At 67.2% G+C, this 16,804-nt stretch carries 10 protein-coding genes; 5 read left to right on the top strand and 5 right to left on the bottom strand.

What is annotated here, in order from left to right; all coding sequences use genetic code 11:
• Positions 1-21 precede the first annotated feature (21 nt).
• From murD to ACXU4B_RS13295, 5 genes are all read right to left on the bottom strand, one after another.
• A complete protein-coding gene (murD, locus tag ACXU4B_RS13315) occupies positions 22-1,377 on the bottom strand; it encodes a UDP-N-acetylmuramoyl-L-alanine--D-glutamate ligase (protein WP_131412833.1) in 1,356 nt (451 codons plus the stop codon).
• 17 nt (positions 1,378-1,394) lie between these two features.
• A complete protein-coding gene (gene murL / locus ACXU4B_RS13310) occupies positions 1,395-2,774 on the bottom strand; it encodes a UDP-N-acetyl-alpha-D-muramoyl-L-alanyl-L-glutamate epimerase (RefSeq protein ID WP_425481423.1) in 1,380 nt (459 codons plus the stop codon).
• Positions 2,758-3,138 (bottom strand): endonuclease domain-containing protein, encoded by a 381-nt coding sequence (locus ACXU4B_RS13305; protein ID WP_131411754.1) that lies wholly within the window; start codon positions 3,136-3,138, stop codon positions 2,758-2,760. The genes murL and ACXU4B_RS13305 overlap by 17 nt, the downstream gene beginning before the upstream one ends.
• Positions 3,139-3,225: 87 nt before the next feature.
• Positions 3,226-5,844 carry a bifunctional aspartate kinase/diaminopimelate decarboxylase gene (locus ACXU4B_RS13300; RefSeq protein WP_276322578.1) on the bottom strand — a complete coding sequence of 873 codons (2,619 nt, stop codon included), beginning with the start codon at positions 5,842-5,844 and terminating at the stop codon, positions 3,226-3,228.
• 227 nt (positions 5,845-6,071) lie between these two features.
• Positions 6,072-7,586, bottom strand: coding sequence for a fumarate hydratase (locus ACXU4B_RS13295; protein ID WP_131411756.1), 1,515 nt, complete (start codon positions 7,584-7,586; stop codon positions 6,072-6,074).
• A gap of 428 nt (positions 7,587-8,014) precedes the next feature.
• Between ACXU4B_RS13295 and ACXU4B_RS13290 the strand changes: the two genes are divergently transcribed.
• The 5 genes from ACXU4B_RS13290 to ACXU4B_RS13270 all read left to right on the top strand — a co-directional run bounded on the left by ACXU4B_RS13290 (position 8,015) and on the right by ACXU4B_RS13270 (position 16,695).
• Positions 8,015-9,919 carry a S53 family peptidase gene (locus ACXU4B_RS13290; protein ID WP_131411758.1) on the top strand — a complete coding sequence of 635 codons (1,905 nt, stop codon included), beginning with the start codon at positions 8,015-8,017 and terminating at the stop codon, positions 9,917-9,919.
• Between the two features lie 133 nt (positions 9,920-10,052).
• The gene (locus tag ACXU4B_RS13285; RefSeq protein ID WP_131411760.1) at positions 10,053-11,378 is read left to right on the top strand and encodes an APC family permease; all 1,326 of its coding nucleotides are present in this window, start codon (positions 10,053-10,055) and stop codon (positions 11,376-11,378) included.
• A 51-nt stretch (positions 11,379-11,429) separates the two neighbouring features.
• A complete protein-coding gene (locus ACXU4B_RS13280; protein WP_131411762.1) occupies positions 11,430-11,960 on the top strand; it encodes a (2Fe-2S)-binding protein in 531 nt (176 codons plus the stop codon).
• Positions 11,957-14,221, top strand: coding sequence for a xanthine dehydrogenase family protein molybdopterin-binding subunit (locus ACXU4B_RS13275; protein WP_131411764.1), 2,265 nt, complete (start codon positions 11,957-11,959; stop codon positions 14,219-14,221). Before ACXU4B_RS13280 ends, ACXU4B_RS13275 begins: the two co-directional genes overlap by 4 nt.
• Before the next feature lie 227 nt (positions 14,222-14,448).
• Positions 14,449-16,695 carry a patatin-like phospholipase family protein gene (locus tag ACXU4B_RS13270; protein ID WP_131411766.1) on the top strand — a complete coding sequence of 749 codons (2,247 nt, stop codon included), beginning with the start codon at positions 14,449-14,451 and terminating at the stop codon, positions 16,693-16,695.
• The last annotated feature ends 109 nt before the right edge of the window (positions 16,696-16,804 follow it).

The following is a 16,804-nucleotide window of genomic DNA, read 5'->3' as shown; positions in this document are numbered from 1 at the left end:
GTGGTCCGGGAGTGGCGCGCTTCAGGCGATGCCCAGGCCTTCGATGCCGACGATGTCCTGGCCGTCAAAACCGGCCAGCTCGGCAAAGCGGCGGCCCCGCTCGGCGTAATCGTGAAACTGGTCGAAGCTGGGCGCGCCGGGTGACAACAGCACGATGCCGCCCGGCGGCGTGATGCGGCGGGCCAGGTCGACCGCGGCGGTGAGGTCGGTGGCTTCGTCGTGCACGCTGACGCCCGCCTCGCGCAGGGCATCGGCGATGCGGGCGCCGTTGGCCCCCTGCGCAACGATGGCATGCGGTGCGGCGTGCCGCATCGCGTCGACGAACACGCTCCAGTCCAGGCCCCGGTCATGACCGCCGACCATGACGGTGACCACGCGCCCCTTGACGCTTTCCAGGGCAGCCAGCGTGGCCAGTGGCGTGGTGCTGATGGAATCGTTGATCCACCACAGTCCGCCGTGCTCGCCCAGCGGCTGCAGGCGATGGGGCAGCGGCCGGAATGCAGCGAGCGAAGCCGCGGCGCTGATGGCATCGAGGCCAACGGCCTCCAGCGCGGCGAGCGCCGCGCAGGCATTGAGTGCGTTGTGCTCGCCCGGCGCGCGCAGCCGCGCAATCTCGAACACCGCTTGCGGGCCACGACGGATCAAGCCGCCGGCGACGTGCCAGCCGTCGACCTGGCCGAAGACGAGGCGCTGCGGATGCTGCGCGGTGCGTTCGAGCAGGAAGGGCTGGGTCGCGTTGACCAGCAGGCGCCGGGACACCTCGGCAAGCTTTAGCTTGTCGTCGATGTAGCGCTCGCGCGAGCCATGCCAGTCGAGATGTTCCTCGTACAGGCTGGTGATGACGCCCAGTTCGACCGGGCCCGCTTCGCCGGTCTGGAAGCTGGACAGCTCGATCGCCCAGAGGTCGGCCGATTGCCCCAGCAACTCCAGCATCGGCATGCCGATATTGCCCGCCAGCGCGGTGCGCTTGCCCAGGCTGCGCGCCAGGTGCGCGATCAGGGCCGTGGTGGTGCTCTTGCCTTTGGTGCCGGTCACCGCGATGACCGACGACGATGCCTGCTCGGCGAACCACAAGGCGGTGCCGGAGGTGACCCGTGCGCCTGCTTCGCGCGCCGCCAGCAGGGCCGGCTTGTACGCAGAGATGCCTGGCGACTTCACCACCACGTCGAACGGCGCCAGCGCCACGGCATCGGGCTCGCCGCCGTGCACGATCAGCGCGGCATCAAAAGCCCGCGCCAAGCCCATCTCGGCCTCACTGCAGAACAGGGTCAGCGGCAGTTGCGGCAGCCGCCGGCGAATCGCCGCGATGGCCGCGCGCCCTTCGCGACCAAAGCCCCAGATCGCCACCCGCTTGCCGGCAAGGTCGGCGATACGCAGCGGCAGCCGCGGCGAAGTCACGCGAAGAACGCCAGCGCCGGCTGCAGGCGCGCGGGAATACGCTGCTCGTCCGACGGCTGCAGCCACGGTTCCAGCGCCAACTCCGCCACATCGAGCTGCGGCAGGATTTCGCTGCGGAAGCGTGCGACCAGCGCGTCTTCCTGCCATTCCGAGCGCTGGCTCAGCGCGTACATGGCGGCGCGTGCCTCGGCGCCCTCGCCCACGCATTCGAACGGCTTGTGGTCCTGGTATTCCAGCAGCGCATCGAAGCCCGGCGCGAGGTTCTCATCGTCGAGCAGGTTGCGGCCGAAAATGGACAACAGGCGGGGCTTGGCCAGGAACGGTGCCAGCGCGAGGAAGACGAAGTGGCACTTCGGGCACTGGCCGCACCAGCGATCGGCCGGCTTGGGGCCGAGCAGCTTGAAGTTGCGGTTGCAGCTGGAAAACGCATCGAAGTACGGCGTGAGCCTGGCGAACGCACGCGTCACCGCCAGTTCCGAATACGGGCGCAGCAGCGAGAAATAGTGGAGGTCGGTGGCCACGTGCTGGTGCAGCCAGCCGCCCAGCAGCTGTTCGAAAGCGTAGCCCTTGCTCCACTGGTGGTTGACCTGCTGGCCTTCGTATTCCAGCGTGGCGGCCGAAGCGGAACGCTCGTTGGCGAAGGCCACGCTGTCGTAGCCATAAAGGATCGCCGCCAGCGCAAGGATCGCCGAGTTCACCGCGGTGACCGGGATGTGCCCGTTCCACGCGCCAAGTCGATTGAGCTCGAACAGGCCCGGCGCCAGCTCGCGCTGGATGTTGAGCATGGGCAGGCCGGTGCGCTCGGCGCAGGCGGCGATCAGCGGCGAATTGCCGACCCACGCTGCCGTCGCCTGGCCGCCGAAGGACTTGATCGCCTCCACCGCCACCAGCGAGTCCTTGCCGCCACCGATGGGCACGAGGGTGCGCTGCGGCAGGCCCAGCGCGGTGGCGGCCGGACGCGCGGCGGCGCCGCGCGGGAACGCAATGCGGCCACGCAGGTCCAGCCCGTTGCGGTAGGCGAACTCGGCCAGGCCATGCAGGTACAGCGCGTCGAGCAGATCGGCGGTGGCGTCATCCAGCGGACCGCCGCCCACTTCGATGCGCGGCGGCACGCCCGCCTTGTAGTAGCTGACGCCGGCGATGAGATGCAGCAGCTTCAGCGCCTGGTCGAATGCAGCCTGATGGCTGGCCGGGATGGCCGGCGCGTTCGGAAAGCGCACGCGCTCGACCAGCTCTTCGCCATGGTCGAAGGCATACACCAGCTCGGCCACGCCATCGGCATAGCTGCACCGCACGAAGCGGAATACCTGGGTCAGGCGGGGGTTGATGTTGGTGGTCACGCTCAAGTCTCCGTCGACGCTAGTCCCTATCCCCATCGGGGAGAGGGTTGGGGTGAGGGGCCGGCCTAGCCAAAGCCTCCAAAATCACCTCAAGAACGTCTTCTACGTTCTTCAGTACATCATTGTTCCAGAAACGCAGCACTCTGTAGCCCATCGCTTCCAGCTCCAGAGTGCGGCGTTCGTCGTAAATCATCTGCTCGCCATGTTGGCCGCCGTCAAGTTCCACAATCAGGCCAGCATCTGGACAAACGAAGTCGGCGATGTATCGACCGATTTCATGCTGACGTCGAAACTTCCACCCCAGCAGACGCCTGCTACGCAGATGATGCCAAAGCCATTGCTCCGCGTCTGTCTGACCGGCGCGCAACGATCTAGCGCTATCTACGTTTAAACGCTTCATCCATGAGCGTCCCTGGTTGAAAAGTTACCGCGAGCACCCGCCCCTCACGCCAACCCTCTCCCCGGAGGGGAGAGGGAGTTGAAGGACTTACTCGAGGATGATCTCTTCCGCCTCATCCCTCAGGTTGTACGGCGAGGACATCACCTTGCCATACGCGCCGGCCTGGGCAATCAGCACCACGTCGCCCTCTTCCGGCTCCGGCAAGCGGCGATCCGTACCGAGCACGTCGCCGCTCTCGCAGATCGGACCCACCACCTGGAACAGCGCGGTGGCCGGTTCGTCCAGCCGGGTGAGGTTGACGATCTCGTGCCAGGCCTCGTACAGCGCCGGGCGGATCAGGCTGTTCATGCCGGTGTCGACACCGAGGTAGCGCACCATGCCATGGCCCTTGCCCTTGGTCTGGGTGACCCGGGTGATCAGCACGCCGGCATCAGCGACGAGGTAGCGCCCGGGCTCCATCCACAGCTTGTAGTGCGGATAGGCCGCCTTGACCTCGCGCAGCACCCGGTCGAGCGCGGTGATGTCCAGCCGTGCCTCGCCCGGATGCGACGGCACGCCGAGGCCGCCGCCGATGTCGAGGAAGGTGACGCTGCCGATGCGCTCGGCAAGGCTGGCCAGCTGGCCGTAGACCTCGCCCCAGTGGCCGTCGTCGAGGATGCCCGAGCCGAGGTGGGCGTGCAGGCCGCGCACGATGACACCATGCGTGTCGGCCAGGCGCAGGAACGCATCCACCTGCTCCACCGGCAAACCGAATTTGCTGCCGCTGCCGCCCGTGCGCACCTTCTCGTGATGGCCCAGTCCCCGGCCGAGATCGATGCGCAAGACCACTTCGCGACCGTGGAACAGTTCGCCCCACTGCTCGAGCTGGTACAGCGAATCCAGCGAGATGGTGGCGCGCGTGGTCAATGCCCAGGCGTAGTCCTCGCGTGGCGCGAAGTTGGGAGTGAACAGCAGCGGCGCCGTTGCGGGCACCACCGCCATCACGGCCTTCAGCTCGCCCGGCGACACGCACTCGAAGCCGAAACCCTCTTCGGCCAGGGCTTTGAGGATCGCCGGGTGCGTGTTTGCCTTCACCGCGTAGTGCAGCCGATCGACTGCCGCCAGCGTCTTCAGGTCGCGCGCCTGCTGGCGCACCGTGGGCAGGTGATAGACATAACGCGGCGTCGCTTCGGCGCCGAGGCGGAGCAGTTCGTCGCGGCGATCGGTACGCCACCAGGCCGACGCCGGCGGCGGCGCTTCGCCGCTGCCGTAAAGAGCCTGCCAACTGGGACCGAACAGCGCGCTGTCGTCGGTGCGCAGCGCGCCGGCCGTGATGAGCAGCTCGTGCAGGTGCGGCAGCAGTTCGTCCACCACGTTCTCGTCCACCACGAAGGTGAGGTTGAGGTTGTTGGACGACTGCGAAATCATGTGCACGCGCAGCTGGCCAAACTCCGCCAGCACGCCCGACAGCGTGTGCAGCATGGAGCGCATGCCGCGCCCCACCAGCGTGATCGCCGCGCACGGCGCGATCACCTTCACGCGGCACACCTTGGCCAGGTCGCTCGCCAGCGCGGCCAGCGCATCGGAGTCGAGCAGGTTCTCGGTGGGGTCCAGCGACACGGTGACGTTCGTTTCGGCCGAGCCGATCAGGTCCACCGAGAGGCCATGCTGCTTGAACTGCGCAAACACGTCGGCAAGGAAGCCGACCTGCTGCCACATGCCGACCGACTCCATCGACACCAGGGTGATGCCCTTGCGCGCGCTGATCGCTTTCACGCTGGGCGCGTGCTCGCGCACCTCCGGACCGATCAGGGTGCCTTCCAGCTCGGGCCGGTTGGTGTCCTTGATCAGCAAGGGCACGCGCGGCTCGCGCAGCGGCGAAAGACAGCGCGGATGCAGCACCTTGGCGCCGGTGGAGGCGATTTCCTGGGCCTCTTCGTAGTCCAGTCGCTGCAACAGGCGCGCGCTCGGAACCTGGCGCGGGTTGGCGGTGAACATGCCGGCGACGTCGGTCCAGATTTCCACCCGCTGCGCCTTCAGCAGTGCGCCGAAGTAGGAGGCGGACGTGTCCGAACCGCCACGACCGAGCAGCACGGTGCGGCCCTTCGCTTCGCGCGCAATGAAGCCCTGGGTGATGAACACCTCGCCCAGCTGCGCCAGGCGCGCGTTCAGGGCCGGGTCGGGCTTGGCCTCGACCATGGCCGAGAGCAGCTTGGTGCGCTCGTTCTGGTTCGGCAGCGCCACCGCGGCGAGGCAGTCGCGCGCGTCCAGCCACTGCGTGGCAAGACCGCTATGGCTGAGGAAGGCCGAACCCAGCGCGCTGGACATCAGCTCGCCATGCGCCTGCACGAGCGCCGCCCAGGCCAGTTCACCCAGGGTCGCCGGGCCGTCGGCGGCCAGCTGCGCGAGTTCGGCCAGGCGGGCAGCGAGGGTGTCCGGAACCGCCAGCTGCATGTGATCGAGCAGCTCGTAGTGACGCTGTGCGATCGCCTTGGCAGCCTCGATGCGTTTGCCTTTGTCTTCCTGGGCGCACATCTGTTTGAGTGCGTCGGTGATGCCGGACAGCGCGGAGACGACTACCAGCACGCGCGCGCCTTCGGCACGACGTGAGGCAACCAGCTCCAGGATGTTCTGCCAGCGCGGCAGGGTGGCGACACTGGTGCCGCCAAACTTCATCACGATCCAGGATGCGTCGGCAGGAAGCGACGCGGAGGCATTCGAGGTCACGGTTCTCTCAGTTGGGTTACGGGAAAAATATCCCCACAGTGTTGCGCCGCAGCAGGCGGATTGCAACGGGAGCGAGCGGCCGGCATTTGGACGTCCAAATGCGAGGCTTGCAACTCCCTCTCCCCGCCGGGCGACCCGGAGGGGAGAAGGAGAAGTGCAGGCTTCCGCGAGCACCCACCCCTCACCTTGCCCTCTCCTCAAGGGGGAGAGGGCAAGATCATGCAGCCTTACTCCACCACTACCGGGATCTTGCCGATGCGCGCCTGCCATTCCTTCGGGCCGGTCTGGTGCACCGAGGTGCCGGCCGAATCGACGGCGACGGTCACCGGCATGTCCTGCACTTCGAACTCGTAGATCGCTTCCATGCCCAGGTCGGCGAAGCCCACCACGCGGCTGGCCTTGATGGCCTTGGAGACGAGGTAAGCGGCGCCGCCCACGGCCATCAGGTACACCGACTGGTGCTTCTTGATCGCCTCGATCGCGGCCGGACCGCGCTCGGCCTTGCCCACCATGCCCAGCAGGCCGGTCTGCGCCAGCACCTGCTCGGTGAACTTGTCCATGCGCGTGGCCGTGGTCGGGCCGGCCGGACCCACCACTTCGTCGCGCACCGGATCGACCGGGCCGACGTAGTAGATGAAGCGATTCTTGAAGTCGACCGGCAGCGGCTCGCCCTTGTTGAGCATGTCGACCATGCGCTTGTGCGCGGCATCGCGGCCGGTGAGCAGCTTGCCGTTGAGCAGCAGCACTTCGCCCGGCTTCCAGCTGGCGACTTCTTCGCGGGTCACGGTGTCGAGGTTCACCCGACGGCCCTTGCTGGCGTCGTAGGTGAGCTTCGGCCAGTCTTCCAGCGACGGCGGATCGAGCATCACCGGGCCCGATCCGTCCAGCGTGAAGTGCGCATGACGCGTGGCCGCGCAATTGGGGATCAGCGCCACCGGCAGGTTGGCCGCATGCGTGGGGTAGTCCTTCACCTTGATGTCGAGCACGGTGGTGAGGCCACCCAGGCCCTGTGCGCCGATGCCCAGCGCATTGACCTTCTCGTACAGCTCGATGCGAAGTTCCTCGGCACGGTTCTGCGGGCCGCGCGCGATCAGCTCCTGGATGTCGATGGGCTCCATCAGCGCTTCCTTGGCCAGCAGCATCGCCTTTTCGGCGGTGCCGCCGATGCCGATGCCGAGCATGCCCGGCGGGCACCAGCCGGCACCCATGGTCGGCACGGTCTTGAGCACCCAGTCGACGATGGAGTCGGACGGATTGAGCATCACGAACTTCGACTTCGCCTCCGAACCGCCGCCCTTGGCGGCGACGATCACGTCGACGGTGTCACCCGGCACGATCGAGACGTTGATCACCGCCGGCGTGTTGTCCCTGGTGTTGCTGCGCTTGCCGGCCGGGTCGGCCAGCACGCTGGCGCGCAGCTTGTTGTCCGGGTCGTTGTAGGCACGGCGCACGCCCTCGTTGACCATGTCCTCCAGCGACATGCTGGCGTCCCAGCGCACGTTCATGCCGACCTTGAGGAAGACGGTGACGATGCCGGTGTCCTGGCACAGCGGGCGATGGCCTTCGGCGGCCATGCGGGAGTTGATCAGGATCTGGGCCATCGCGTCTTTCGCCGCCGGCGACTCCTCGCGCTCGTAGGCGGCGGCGAGGTTGGTGATGTAGTCGACGGGGTGGTAGTAGCTGATGTACTGCAGGGCGTCGGCGACGGACTGGATCAGATCGTCTTGCTTGATGGTGGTCATGGCGGCTGCTTCGACTCCGGGGGATCACGGCGTCGGAAACGGGCTGCCCACGACGCACAACCCTCCTATTGTGCCGCAAATCGCCGGCCGACCCGGAAAACTGAACGGCATGGCCCGGCCCGGACGGCACCAGCCGGCCCGCGTGCCCGCCCGCATCGGCCGAAAGGCGTAGGCGCAACTATCTGCGCAGGGGCTTGAGTATGGGCGCGGATATCGCATTTTTTTGCGTCAAGTCAGCCACTTCCACGCAAGTCGACGGCGCAGTACGTTCGCCGCGACCCGCGCGATGCTTCTCCAGGGGGCGCGCGGGTTGGGGAAAAAAGTTCACGACCGTTTGGCTCTCGGCCTTGCCGGGGGGCGGGACGCTGACAACGTCACGCCGCGACATCGACCGGCCCGGCCGTTTCTACCCTCATGGAGAACAACATATGCACTCGAACTTGCACCGCAAGTTGCTCGCGGCCTCCCTGGCAGTCGTGCTGGGCGGGCTCAGCTCCGCATCGTTCGCCGCGGGCGCCTCCTCGCCTGCCGACCTGGGCGCCAGCAATCCAGCCCAGACCGTGAATGTCACCCTGGTCCTTGGCCTGCACAACCAGGACTCGCTGGAGAAATACATCTACAGCACGGTGACCCAGGGCAATCCCAATTACCACCGCTTCCTCACCACGGATCAGTTCGCGGACCGCTACGGCGCCACCGCCGACGAGATTGCCAGGGTCCAGGTCTTCATCAAGCAGCAGGGAATGACGCAGGTGCAGCTGTTGCCCAATCACCTGGCCATCCAGGTGAGCGGCACGATCGGCCAGTTCAACAAGGCGTTCCAGACCACGGTTCACGATTACCGCGCCAGCGACGGATCCACCTTCCATCGCCCGAACTCGGCGCTGTCCTTGCCGGCAGGGCTTTCCGGCACGCTGGTGCTCGCCTCGGGACTCAACTCCGAAGCCCACTTCCGCTCCCACCGCGTAAGCGCACTGGAGCCACAGCAGGCCGCCAGCCATGCCAACGCGCTGGCCAGGAGCGCGTCCGCCGCACCCGCGGCCACGCCCTGCACGGGCAATCCGACCGCGACCTGCACGCCCGGCGAATTCACCGTGGGCGATGTCGCCAACCGCTACAACGTCAACCCGCTGTACAAGGCCGGCATCAATGGCAAGGGTTCGACCATCGGCATCGCCACCCTGGCGGATTTCGTGATTGCCGACGCCTACACCTACTGGAGCGATATCGGTTTGCCGGTGAAGGCCAACCGCATCACCAAGGTGGCGGTCGACGGCGGCGGCCCGCTGAGCGGACCCGATGGTTCCGGCGAAACATCGCTTGACGTGGAGCAGTCCGGCGGACTGGCCCCGCAGGCCGACATCATCGTCTACCACGCGCCCAACACCGATGCCGGCTTCTTCGATGTGTTCAACCAGGCCGTGTCCGACAACAAGGTCGACAGCCTGTCGGTGAGCTGGGGCGAGCCCGAGATCTTCTTCATCCTGCAGCTGGATGCCAACGTCGCCTATATGCAGGCCCTGCACCAGGTGTTCCTGGAAGCGGCCGTGCAAGGCATCTCGATGTTCGCCACCTCGGGCGACTCGGGCGCCTTCGACACCGTGCGCAGTTTTGGCGGCCTGCCTACCGATCCCGTACCGCCGCCGCTCACCGCGGACTCGCCGGGGGCGGATCCGTTCATGACCACGGCAGGCGGCACGACCGTGCCTTTCAGCTTTGCCTTCCGCACGGGACCGACGGTGTCGATCACCAAGGAAAGCGTCTGGGGCTGGGATTACATCAACAACTACTTCAAGACCTATCTCGGGATTGATTTCACCAGCCGGGTGTTCTCGGTTGGCAGCGGTGGCGGCGTCAGCGTGTTCTGGCCCACGCCGCTCTACCAGCGGTTCACCTCGGGCATCCGCAAGACCGAGAAGAACCAGACCTGGCTGTTCCCGCCGTTCGGCATCAACTACACGCTGCCGGCCAACTTCCGTGGCCGCAACGAGCCGGACATTTCCTTGAACGCGGATCCGGAGACGGGCTACAGCTTCGTTTCCTCGCTTGATGGTCCTGGCCTGCTGACCTTCGAAGGCGGCACCAGCTTCGTCGCGCCCCAGCTCAATGGCATCGCCGCCCTGCTGAGGCAATCGACGCACGGCCGTACGGGCTTCTGGAACCCGCAGATCTACCCGCTGCAGAACGTCTTCGGTTACGGCCCGTTCTCGGCCTTCAACGACATCAAGGCGGGCGACAACTGGTTCTACCAGGGTGTCGGCGGTTACGAGCCGGGGGCAGGCATCGGCACGCTCAACGCGACCAACCTCGCCCTGTTCCTCAGCGTGTTCTGAGCACGGCGCTCCGTACGTCGTTCCGGGCCGGCGTCGCGAGGCGCCGGCCCTTTTCTGCCCGGGTTCCGGCAGGGCTTGCCGAGGCGTGCCCCGCACGCCATGCTCGACTGCACCTCCCAGCATGCAGGGTTCCATGAGCGATTCTTCGACGTCCGGCGGCTACCTACGCCGTCTCCGCCCGTGGGACGCGGCCATGATCGTGGTCGGCGGCATCATCGGCGGCGGCATTTTCCTCAATCCCTATGTGGTGGCGATGCGTACCTCGTCGGGGTTGTCGCTGTTGCTCATGTGGGTCGGCGCGGGCCTGCTGACCCTGATCGGCGCGCTCTGCTACGCGGAACTGGGCGCCCGGCGCCCGCATGCCGGCGGCAGCTATGTCTACCTGCGCGAAGCCTTCGGACCGCTGGCGGGCTTCCTGTTCGGCTGGAGCATGCTGCTGGTGATCTATTCGGGGTCGACCGCCGCCGTCGCCACCATCTTTGCCAGCTATGCCGCGACGCTGTTTGGCCTCCCCGCCACGGCCACCGTGCCGCTGGCCATTGGCGCACTGGTGTTTGTCGCGCTGATCAACCTTTTCGGCCTGCGGCTGGGCGCCCAGGTGCAGAACCTGTTCACCCTGCTCAAGCTGCTGGCGGTGGCGGTGCTGGTGGTGTGCGGCCTGTTCCTGGCCGGCGCCAGTGGCCATGGCGTGCTGGCCGTTGATCCGCAAACCGCCGACGTGGGCTTCATGGGCGCCGCGCTGCCGGTGCTGTTCGCCTACTCCGGCTTCACTTACCTCAACAACCTCGCCGGCGAGGTGAGCAACCCGCAGCGCACGCTGCCGCGCGCCCTGCTGATCGGCATGCTGTTGGTGATCGCGGCCTACGCACTGGTCAACCTGGCCTATCTTGCGGTGCTGGGCCACGCGGGACTCGCCGCCAGCCGCGCGCCCGCGGCCGACGTGATGCAACGCGTGTTCGGCACCGCCGGTGCCAGGCTGATTGCCGTGGGCGTGGCGATTTCCGCCCTGGGCTTCTGCAACATAACCCTCGTGTCGGGTGCGCGCGTGCTGCAGGTGATGGGCGAGGACGGGCTGTTCTTCCGCAGCGTGGCGAAGCTGCACCCGAAGCATCACACGCCGAACATCGCGCTGCTGCTGCTGTCGGGCTGGGCCATCGTGCTGGTGTGGTCGGGCAGCTACGGCCAGTTGCTGGATTACGCCACCTTCGGCGACTGGCTGGCCTGCGCCGTGGGCGTCGGCACGCTGTTCTGGTACCGCCGGCGCGAAGGCGCGCTGGCCAGTTTCCGGGTGCCGGCCTATCCGCTGCTGCCGCTGATTTTCATCGGCACGATCGGCCTGGTGATGGTGCAGAGCCTGCGGGCCAGCCCTGTGAACACCGGCATCGGCCTGCTCATCATGGCCGCCGGCATTCCGGTCTACCTGGTGTGGCGACGCCTGTTCAGCCGCGTTACCTCCTAACGCAGCGGCCGCGATGCCACAATGCGGGGATCACGAAGGAGAGTTTCACCGATGGCGCAAGCGCAAGACCAGGTCCTGACACCCCGAACGACCAGCACCATCGTGCCCGAGAAAGTGCGCGAAGGGGTCGACCTGGAGATCAATGGCAGGTCCTACCGCCACACCGGCGACGCCGGGATGCCGCTGCTGTGGTACCTGCGCGACGTGCTGCGCCTGACCGGCACCAAGTACAGCGGCGAGCATGGCGAAGGCGGCTACGACCTGGTGCTGGTGGACGGCAAGCTGGCGTCGGCCACCCGGCTCCCGGTGTCCGAACTGGCCGGCAAGTCGGTCACCACCGTGGAAGGGCTGGCCGCTGCCGACGGCAAGCTGCATCCGCTGCAGCAGGCCTTCGTGGATGAAGACGCGATTGGCTGCGGCTACTGCACGCCCGGCTGGCTGATGGCGTCGCTCGACCTGCTCAACCGCCACTCGCAGCCCAGCGACAGCGAGATCGACCAGTTGCCCAACCTCTGCCGTTGCGGCTGCCAGACGCGCGTGCGCCGTGCGATCAAGCGCGCCGCCAACGGAGGCCGCGCATGAGCGCCGGCCACGACAACACCAGCGGCCTCTCGCGCCGACGCTTCCTGCAGGTCCTGGCCGGCACGGCCGGCGCCCTCGTCGTCGGCATACGCCTGGCCGATGCCACCGACGCGCCGGTACCGCCCGCGCTGCTGGGCGACGCCCTGTACGGCCTGGGCGCGTACGTACGCATCGACGCCAGCGGCAACGTGATCATCGGCGCGCGTGATCCCGACACCGGCACCGGCACCGCGACGACGCTGCCCCGCATCATTGCCGACGAACTGGACGCCGACTGGGCACGCGTGAGCGTGCTGCCACTGGGCCTGGGCGTCGACGACGACAATGGCAAGCCCCGCTGGACCTACGGTCACCAGACCAGCGGCCTCGGTGATTCGACCCCGGCAGCCTGGGGCGACCTGCGCCAGGCCGGCGCGCTGGCCCGCTGGCTGCTGCTGCAGGCAGCGGCGCGGCGTCTCGGCGTGCCGGCCGACCGCCTGCGCTGCGACGAAGGCAATGTGATCGCGCCGGACGGCCGCCGCCTTGGCTACGGCCAGCTGGCCGAAGCCGCCGCCAAGATCGCCCCGCCCACCGCGCCGGTGCCGCTGAAATCGCCCGACCGCTACACCCTGATCGGCCAGCCCGCGGGTGACGTGGATGCGCGCGCCATCGTCACGGGGCAGGCCATCTACGCGCTGGACAGTTACGCCGGCGACGCGCTGGTCGCCGTGCTCAGCCACTGCCCGTGGACCGACGGCAGCGTGGAAAGCCTCGACACCACCGACACCATGGCGGTGAAGGGCGTGGTCAAGGTCGTGCAACTGAAGCCCGAGGCCGGCGTTCCGCTGGGACAGACCGTGCGTGCGCCCGCCGTGGCCGTGCTCGCCGAGAACACCTGGGCGGCGCTGCAGGGTCGCGCGAAACTCAAGCTGCAGTGGAAGCCCGGCAGCCAGAACGAGAGCAGCGCCTGGTTCGAACAGCAGGCCGCCGACCTTGTCAATGACAAGAACGCGACACCGGGCATGCGCGTGCGCGAGGACGGCAATGTCGACACGGCGGGCAAGAAGGCCGCGCACCGGATCGAAGCCACCTACGTGCAGCCCTGGCTCGCGCACGCCACCGCCGAACCGATGAACTGCCTGGCCCGCGTCGACAAGGACGGCGCGACGCTGGTGGTGCCGTCGCAGGCGCCGCAGCAGGCATGGCGCGTGGTGCAGCGGCTCACCGGGCTGGCGCCCGGACAGATCCAGATCAGCGTGCCCCGCGTGGGCGGTGGCTACGGGCGACGCCTCGATCACGACTATGTCGCCGAAGCGGTGATGCTCGCCAAGGCGGTCGAGAAGCCGGTCAAGCTGATGTGGACGCGCGACGAGGATCTCGCCCAGGACTACTTCCGCTCGGCCAGCGTGCACAAGTTCAGCGCCACGCTGGATGGCAAGCGACAGATCGTCAGCTGGAACCAGCGCATGGCGAGTGCCTCGGCGCTGGCCATGCGTGGCGTGCCGGACAACCGCTTGTGGACCTCCGAGGTGGACGCGCACCAGTTGCCCGCCGGCCTGGTGCCGAACCTGCGCAGCGACTGGTACGCCCTGCCCTCCGCCATGCCACGCGGCCCTGCGCGCGGCATGCCGCACCTGAGCAACGCGTTTGCGGTCGAGAGTTTCGTCGACGAGATCGCGCAGTCGCTGAAGGAAGATCCGCTCGTCACGCGCCTGCGTCTCATCGGCGAGCCGCGCCAGGTTCCGCTGGGCGACGGTCGCACGCTCGATACCGGCCGCCTCATCAACGTGCTCAGGCTGGTCGCCGATCGCATCGAGTGGAAGAACTGGCTGCGCACGGTCAACGGCCTGGGCATCGCGTGCTGGCACATCGACGGCGCCTACGTGGCGCATGCGGTGGAAGCGTCGCTGCAAGGCGACCGCCTCAACATCGAGCGCGCCGTGTGCGCGGTCGACGTCGGCCGCGTGATCAATCCCACGGGCCTTGAAGGACAGATTGCCGGCGCCACGCTCGATGCGCTGTCGACCGCGCTCAATCTCTCCGTCAGCTACAAGGACAGCCAGGTCCAGCAGCGCAACTGGAAGGATTACCCTCTGGCCAGCATGGCGCAGCTGCCCGACACCACCGAAGTCATCCTGGTGCCGAGCGATCGCGATCCCACCGGCGCCAGCTTCCTCGCCATGCCCACCGCGGCGCCAGCGCTGGCCAACGCCGTGTTCCGTGTCAGCGCCGTGCGCGTGCGTCGCCTGCCGTTGATGAAGGAATTGTTGCGCATGCTGTAACGCGCACCAGGTCCGCTGCCATGCAGCGGGCCTGCGTTGCCCGTGTTGCGCGCACACATGGCCGTCACGTTGCCAGAACGTGACGCGTCATGTGACGGAAATGTGTATCCACCATGCAGCCATTGACGCGTGCACTCTGTTGCACGCATGGTGCGCGCTAACCACCTCGCGACGACGATGTCGGCGATGCAGGGACAGGTTGCCCCCTTAGGCCCGAGGGACCATCAATGCGCTGCCGACCCGCACTGATTGCGTTGCTGTTATGGACTGGAAGCCTGCCGGCGTGGGCGCAGGCGCCACACGCGGCACCGACTGCATCATGCATCGGCCTCGTGCTTGGCGGTGGCGGCGCGCGCGGCGCGGCCCACATCGGCGTCATCGAAGTGCTCGAACGCGAGCACATTCCCATCTGCCGCGTCGCCGGCACCAGCATGGGCTCCATCGTGGGCGGCCTGTACGCGGCCGGTTACAAGCCGCAGGAAATGCACAACATCATCACCACGCTGGACTGGAACGACCTGTTCTCGGACGACCCCGCGCGCGAAGAAATGCCCATGCGGCGCAAGGACGCCGATTACCGCTACCTGCTCAACTTCGAAGTCGGTTACAAGAACGGGCACATCGTCACGCCCGCCGGCGTCGTGCAGGGCCAGAAGCTGCTGTTGTTGCTGCGGCGGCTGCTGATCTCCACCTGGGACGTGCACGATTTCGACGACCTGTCGATTCCGTTTCGCGCCGTCGCCACCGACATCGTGGCCGGCAAGCCGGTCGTGTTCGGCTCGGGCGACCTGGCGCTGTCGATCCGCTCCAGCATGTCCGTGCCGGGCGCCTTCGCGCCGACCACCGTCGACGACCAGTTGCTCGTCGATGGCGGCCTGATGGACAACGTGCCGATCGACGTCATGCGCAACATGGGCGCCGACCGCCTGATCGTCGTCGACGTCGGCTCGCCGCTGGCCAAGCGGGAGCAGCTGAGCAACCCGGTCGCGGTGCTCAACCAGATGGTCAGCGCACTGATGGACGAAAAGACCCGCCGGCAACTGGACACGCTCGGACCCAACGACATCCTGATCCGTCCCGCGCTCGGCGACCTTGGCGCGGGCGAATTCAACCGCGGCGCCGAAGCCATCGAGATCGGCCGGGCGGCGGCCGAGGCGGCGCTGCCCAAGCTGCGCGCGCTGGCGGCAAGCCCGCAGCAGTGGGACGACTTCGTCGCGCACCACCGCCAGCGCCAGTTCGATCCGGGCCTGATCGCCTTCCTCAAGGTGGACGCCAAACACACGGACACCGCCACCTACGTCGCCGAACGGCTGGAGCCCGACGTCGGCAAGCCATTCGATCCCAAGAAACTGGAAGAACAGATCGGCGGCATCTACGGGCGCGGCAACTACCAGCAGATCGACTATCGCCTCAGGCAGGACGGTGGCGACCGCGGTGTGCTGATCATCCCGACCGACAAGCCGTGGGGTCCGCTGTACGGCAAGTTCGGCTTCCAGCTCGACGACGATTTCGCCGGGCGCAGCGAGTACCTGATTTCAGCCGAACTCAACGCCACCAACATCAACCGCTACGGCGCGGAGTGGCGCAGCACGCTGTGGGCCGGTCGCATCGGCGGCATCGCCAGCGAGTTCTACCAGCCGTTCGGGCAAGGTGCCACGGTTTACGCGATGCCATCCCTGCTGCTGCGGAACGAGGACTTTCCGCTGTTCGACAACACCGGCGACAAGCAGTTGTCCGAATACCGCCTCAAGCGCCGCTACCTGGGCCTGGAGGCCGGTTGGTCGCCCATCTCGAACTGGCGACTGGTCACGTCATTCACGCATGGCCAGGACACCGGCGACCTGCGCATCGGCGTACCCACGGAAGCCTTTCCCAGCAGCCAGACCAACCGCTACAGCGTGGCCAGCGTCGGCACCGACTGGGACAGCCTGGACAACGCGCAATTCCCCAGTCGTGGCCTGCACGTCAGCCTCTACTACGACATGTACCGCCCGTCGCTGGGCGGCGACGTGAAGGCCGACGTGGCGCACGTGATTGCCGACTGGGTGCCCGATTTCGGCCTGGCCGACAGCCGTTACCACGTGTTGCTTGGCCTGCGAGCGTCGAGCGCACTGGACAACACCAACACCTTCGAGACGCAGAGCTTCCTCGGCGGCTTCCTCAACCTGTCCGGTTTCGCGGAGCGTTCGCTGTATGGCAACCAGTCAGTGCTGGGGCGCGCCGTGCTGTATCGACGCACGGGCAGGCTCGACGCGCTGTTCTCCACCCCGATCTACATCGGCGCGAGCCTGGAAGCGGGCAACACCTGGCACGACAAGAGCCAGGTCGAACTCAACTCGCTGATCTACGCCGGCAGCATGTTCCTTGGCATCCAGACGCCGCTGGGTCCGCTGTTCCTCGGCTATGGCTATGCCCAGGGCGGGCGCAATTCGGTCTACCTGACGTTCGGCTCGCTGCTGCGTCCGCGCCAGTGACGGCGGCCTGACTCGGTAGTTTTACTGCCCCGAACACCGTGGAAGTTCGGTTAACAGATGCCCGTGCGCGCGGCAAGCTGGCGCACGGCCGTCGCATGGCATCCACGAT

It is taken from the genome of Dyella soli, from assembly GCF_054482295.1.
This window is presented reverse-complemented; position numbering and strand designations above follow the sequence as displayed.

Coding starts and splice junctions, on each gene's coding strand:
- ACXU4B_RS13290 (WP_131411758.1), top strand. CDS start 8,015: ATGCACTCGAACTTGCACCGCAAGTTGCTCGCGGCCTCCCTGGCAGTC.
- ACXU4B_RS13270 (WP_131411766.1), top strand. CDS start 14,449: ATGCGCTGCCGACCCGCACTGATTGCGTTGCTGTTATGGACTGGAAGC.
- ACXU4B_RS13295 (WP_131411756.1), bottom strand. CDS start 7,586: ATGACCACCATCAAGCAAGACGATCTGATCCAGTCCGTCGCCGACGCC.
- ACXU4B_RS13285 (WP_131411760.1), top strand. CDS start 10,053: ATGAGCGATTCTTCGACGTCCGGCGGCTACCTACGCCGTCTCCGCCCG.
- ACXU4B_RS13305 (WP_131411754.1), bottom strand. CDS start 3,138: ATGAAGCGTTTAAACGTAGATAGCGCTAGATCGTTGCGCGCCGGTCAG.
- ACXU4B_RS13280 (WP_131411762.1), top strand. CDS start 11,430: ATGGCGCAAGCGCAAGACCAGGTCCTGACACCCCGAACGACCAGCACC.
- murL (WP_425481423.1), bottom strand. CDS start 2,774: ATGGGGATAGGGACTAGCGTCGACGGAGACTTGAGCGTGACCACCAAC.
- ACXU4B_RS13275 (WP_131411764.1), top strand. CDS start 11,957: ATGAGCGCCGGCCACGACAACACCAGCGGCCTCTCGCGCCGACGCTTC.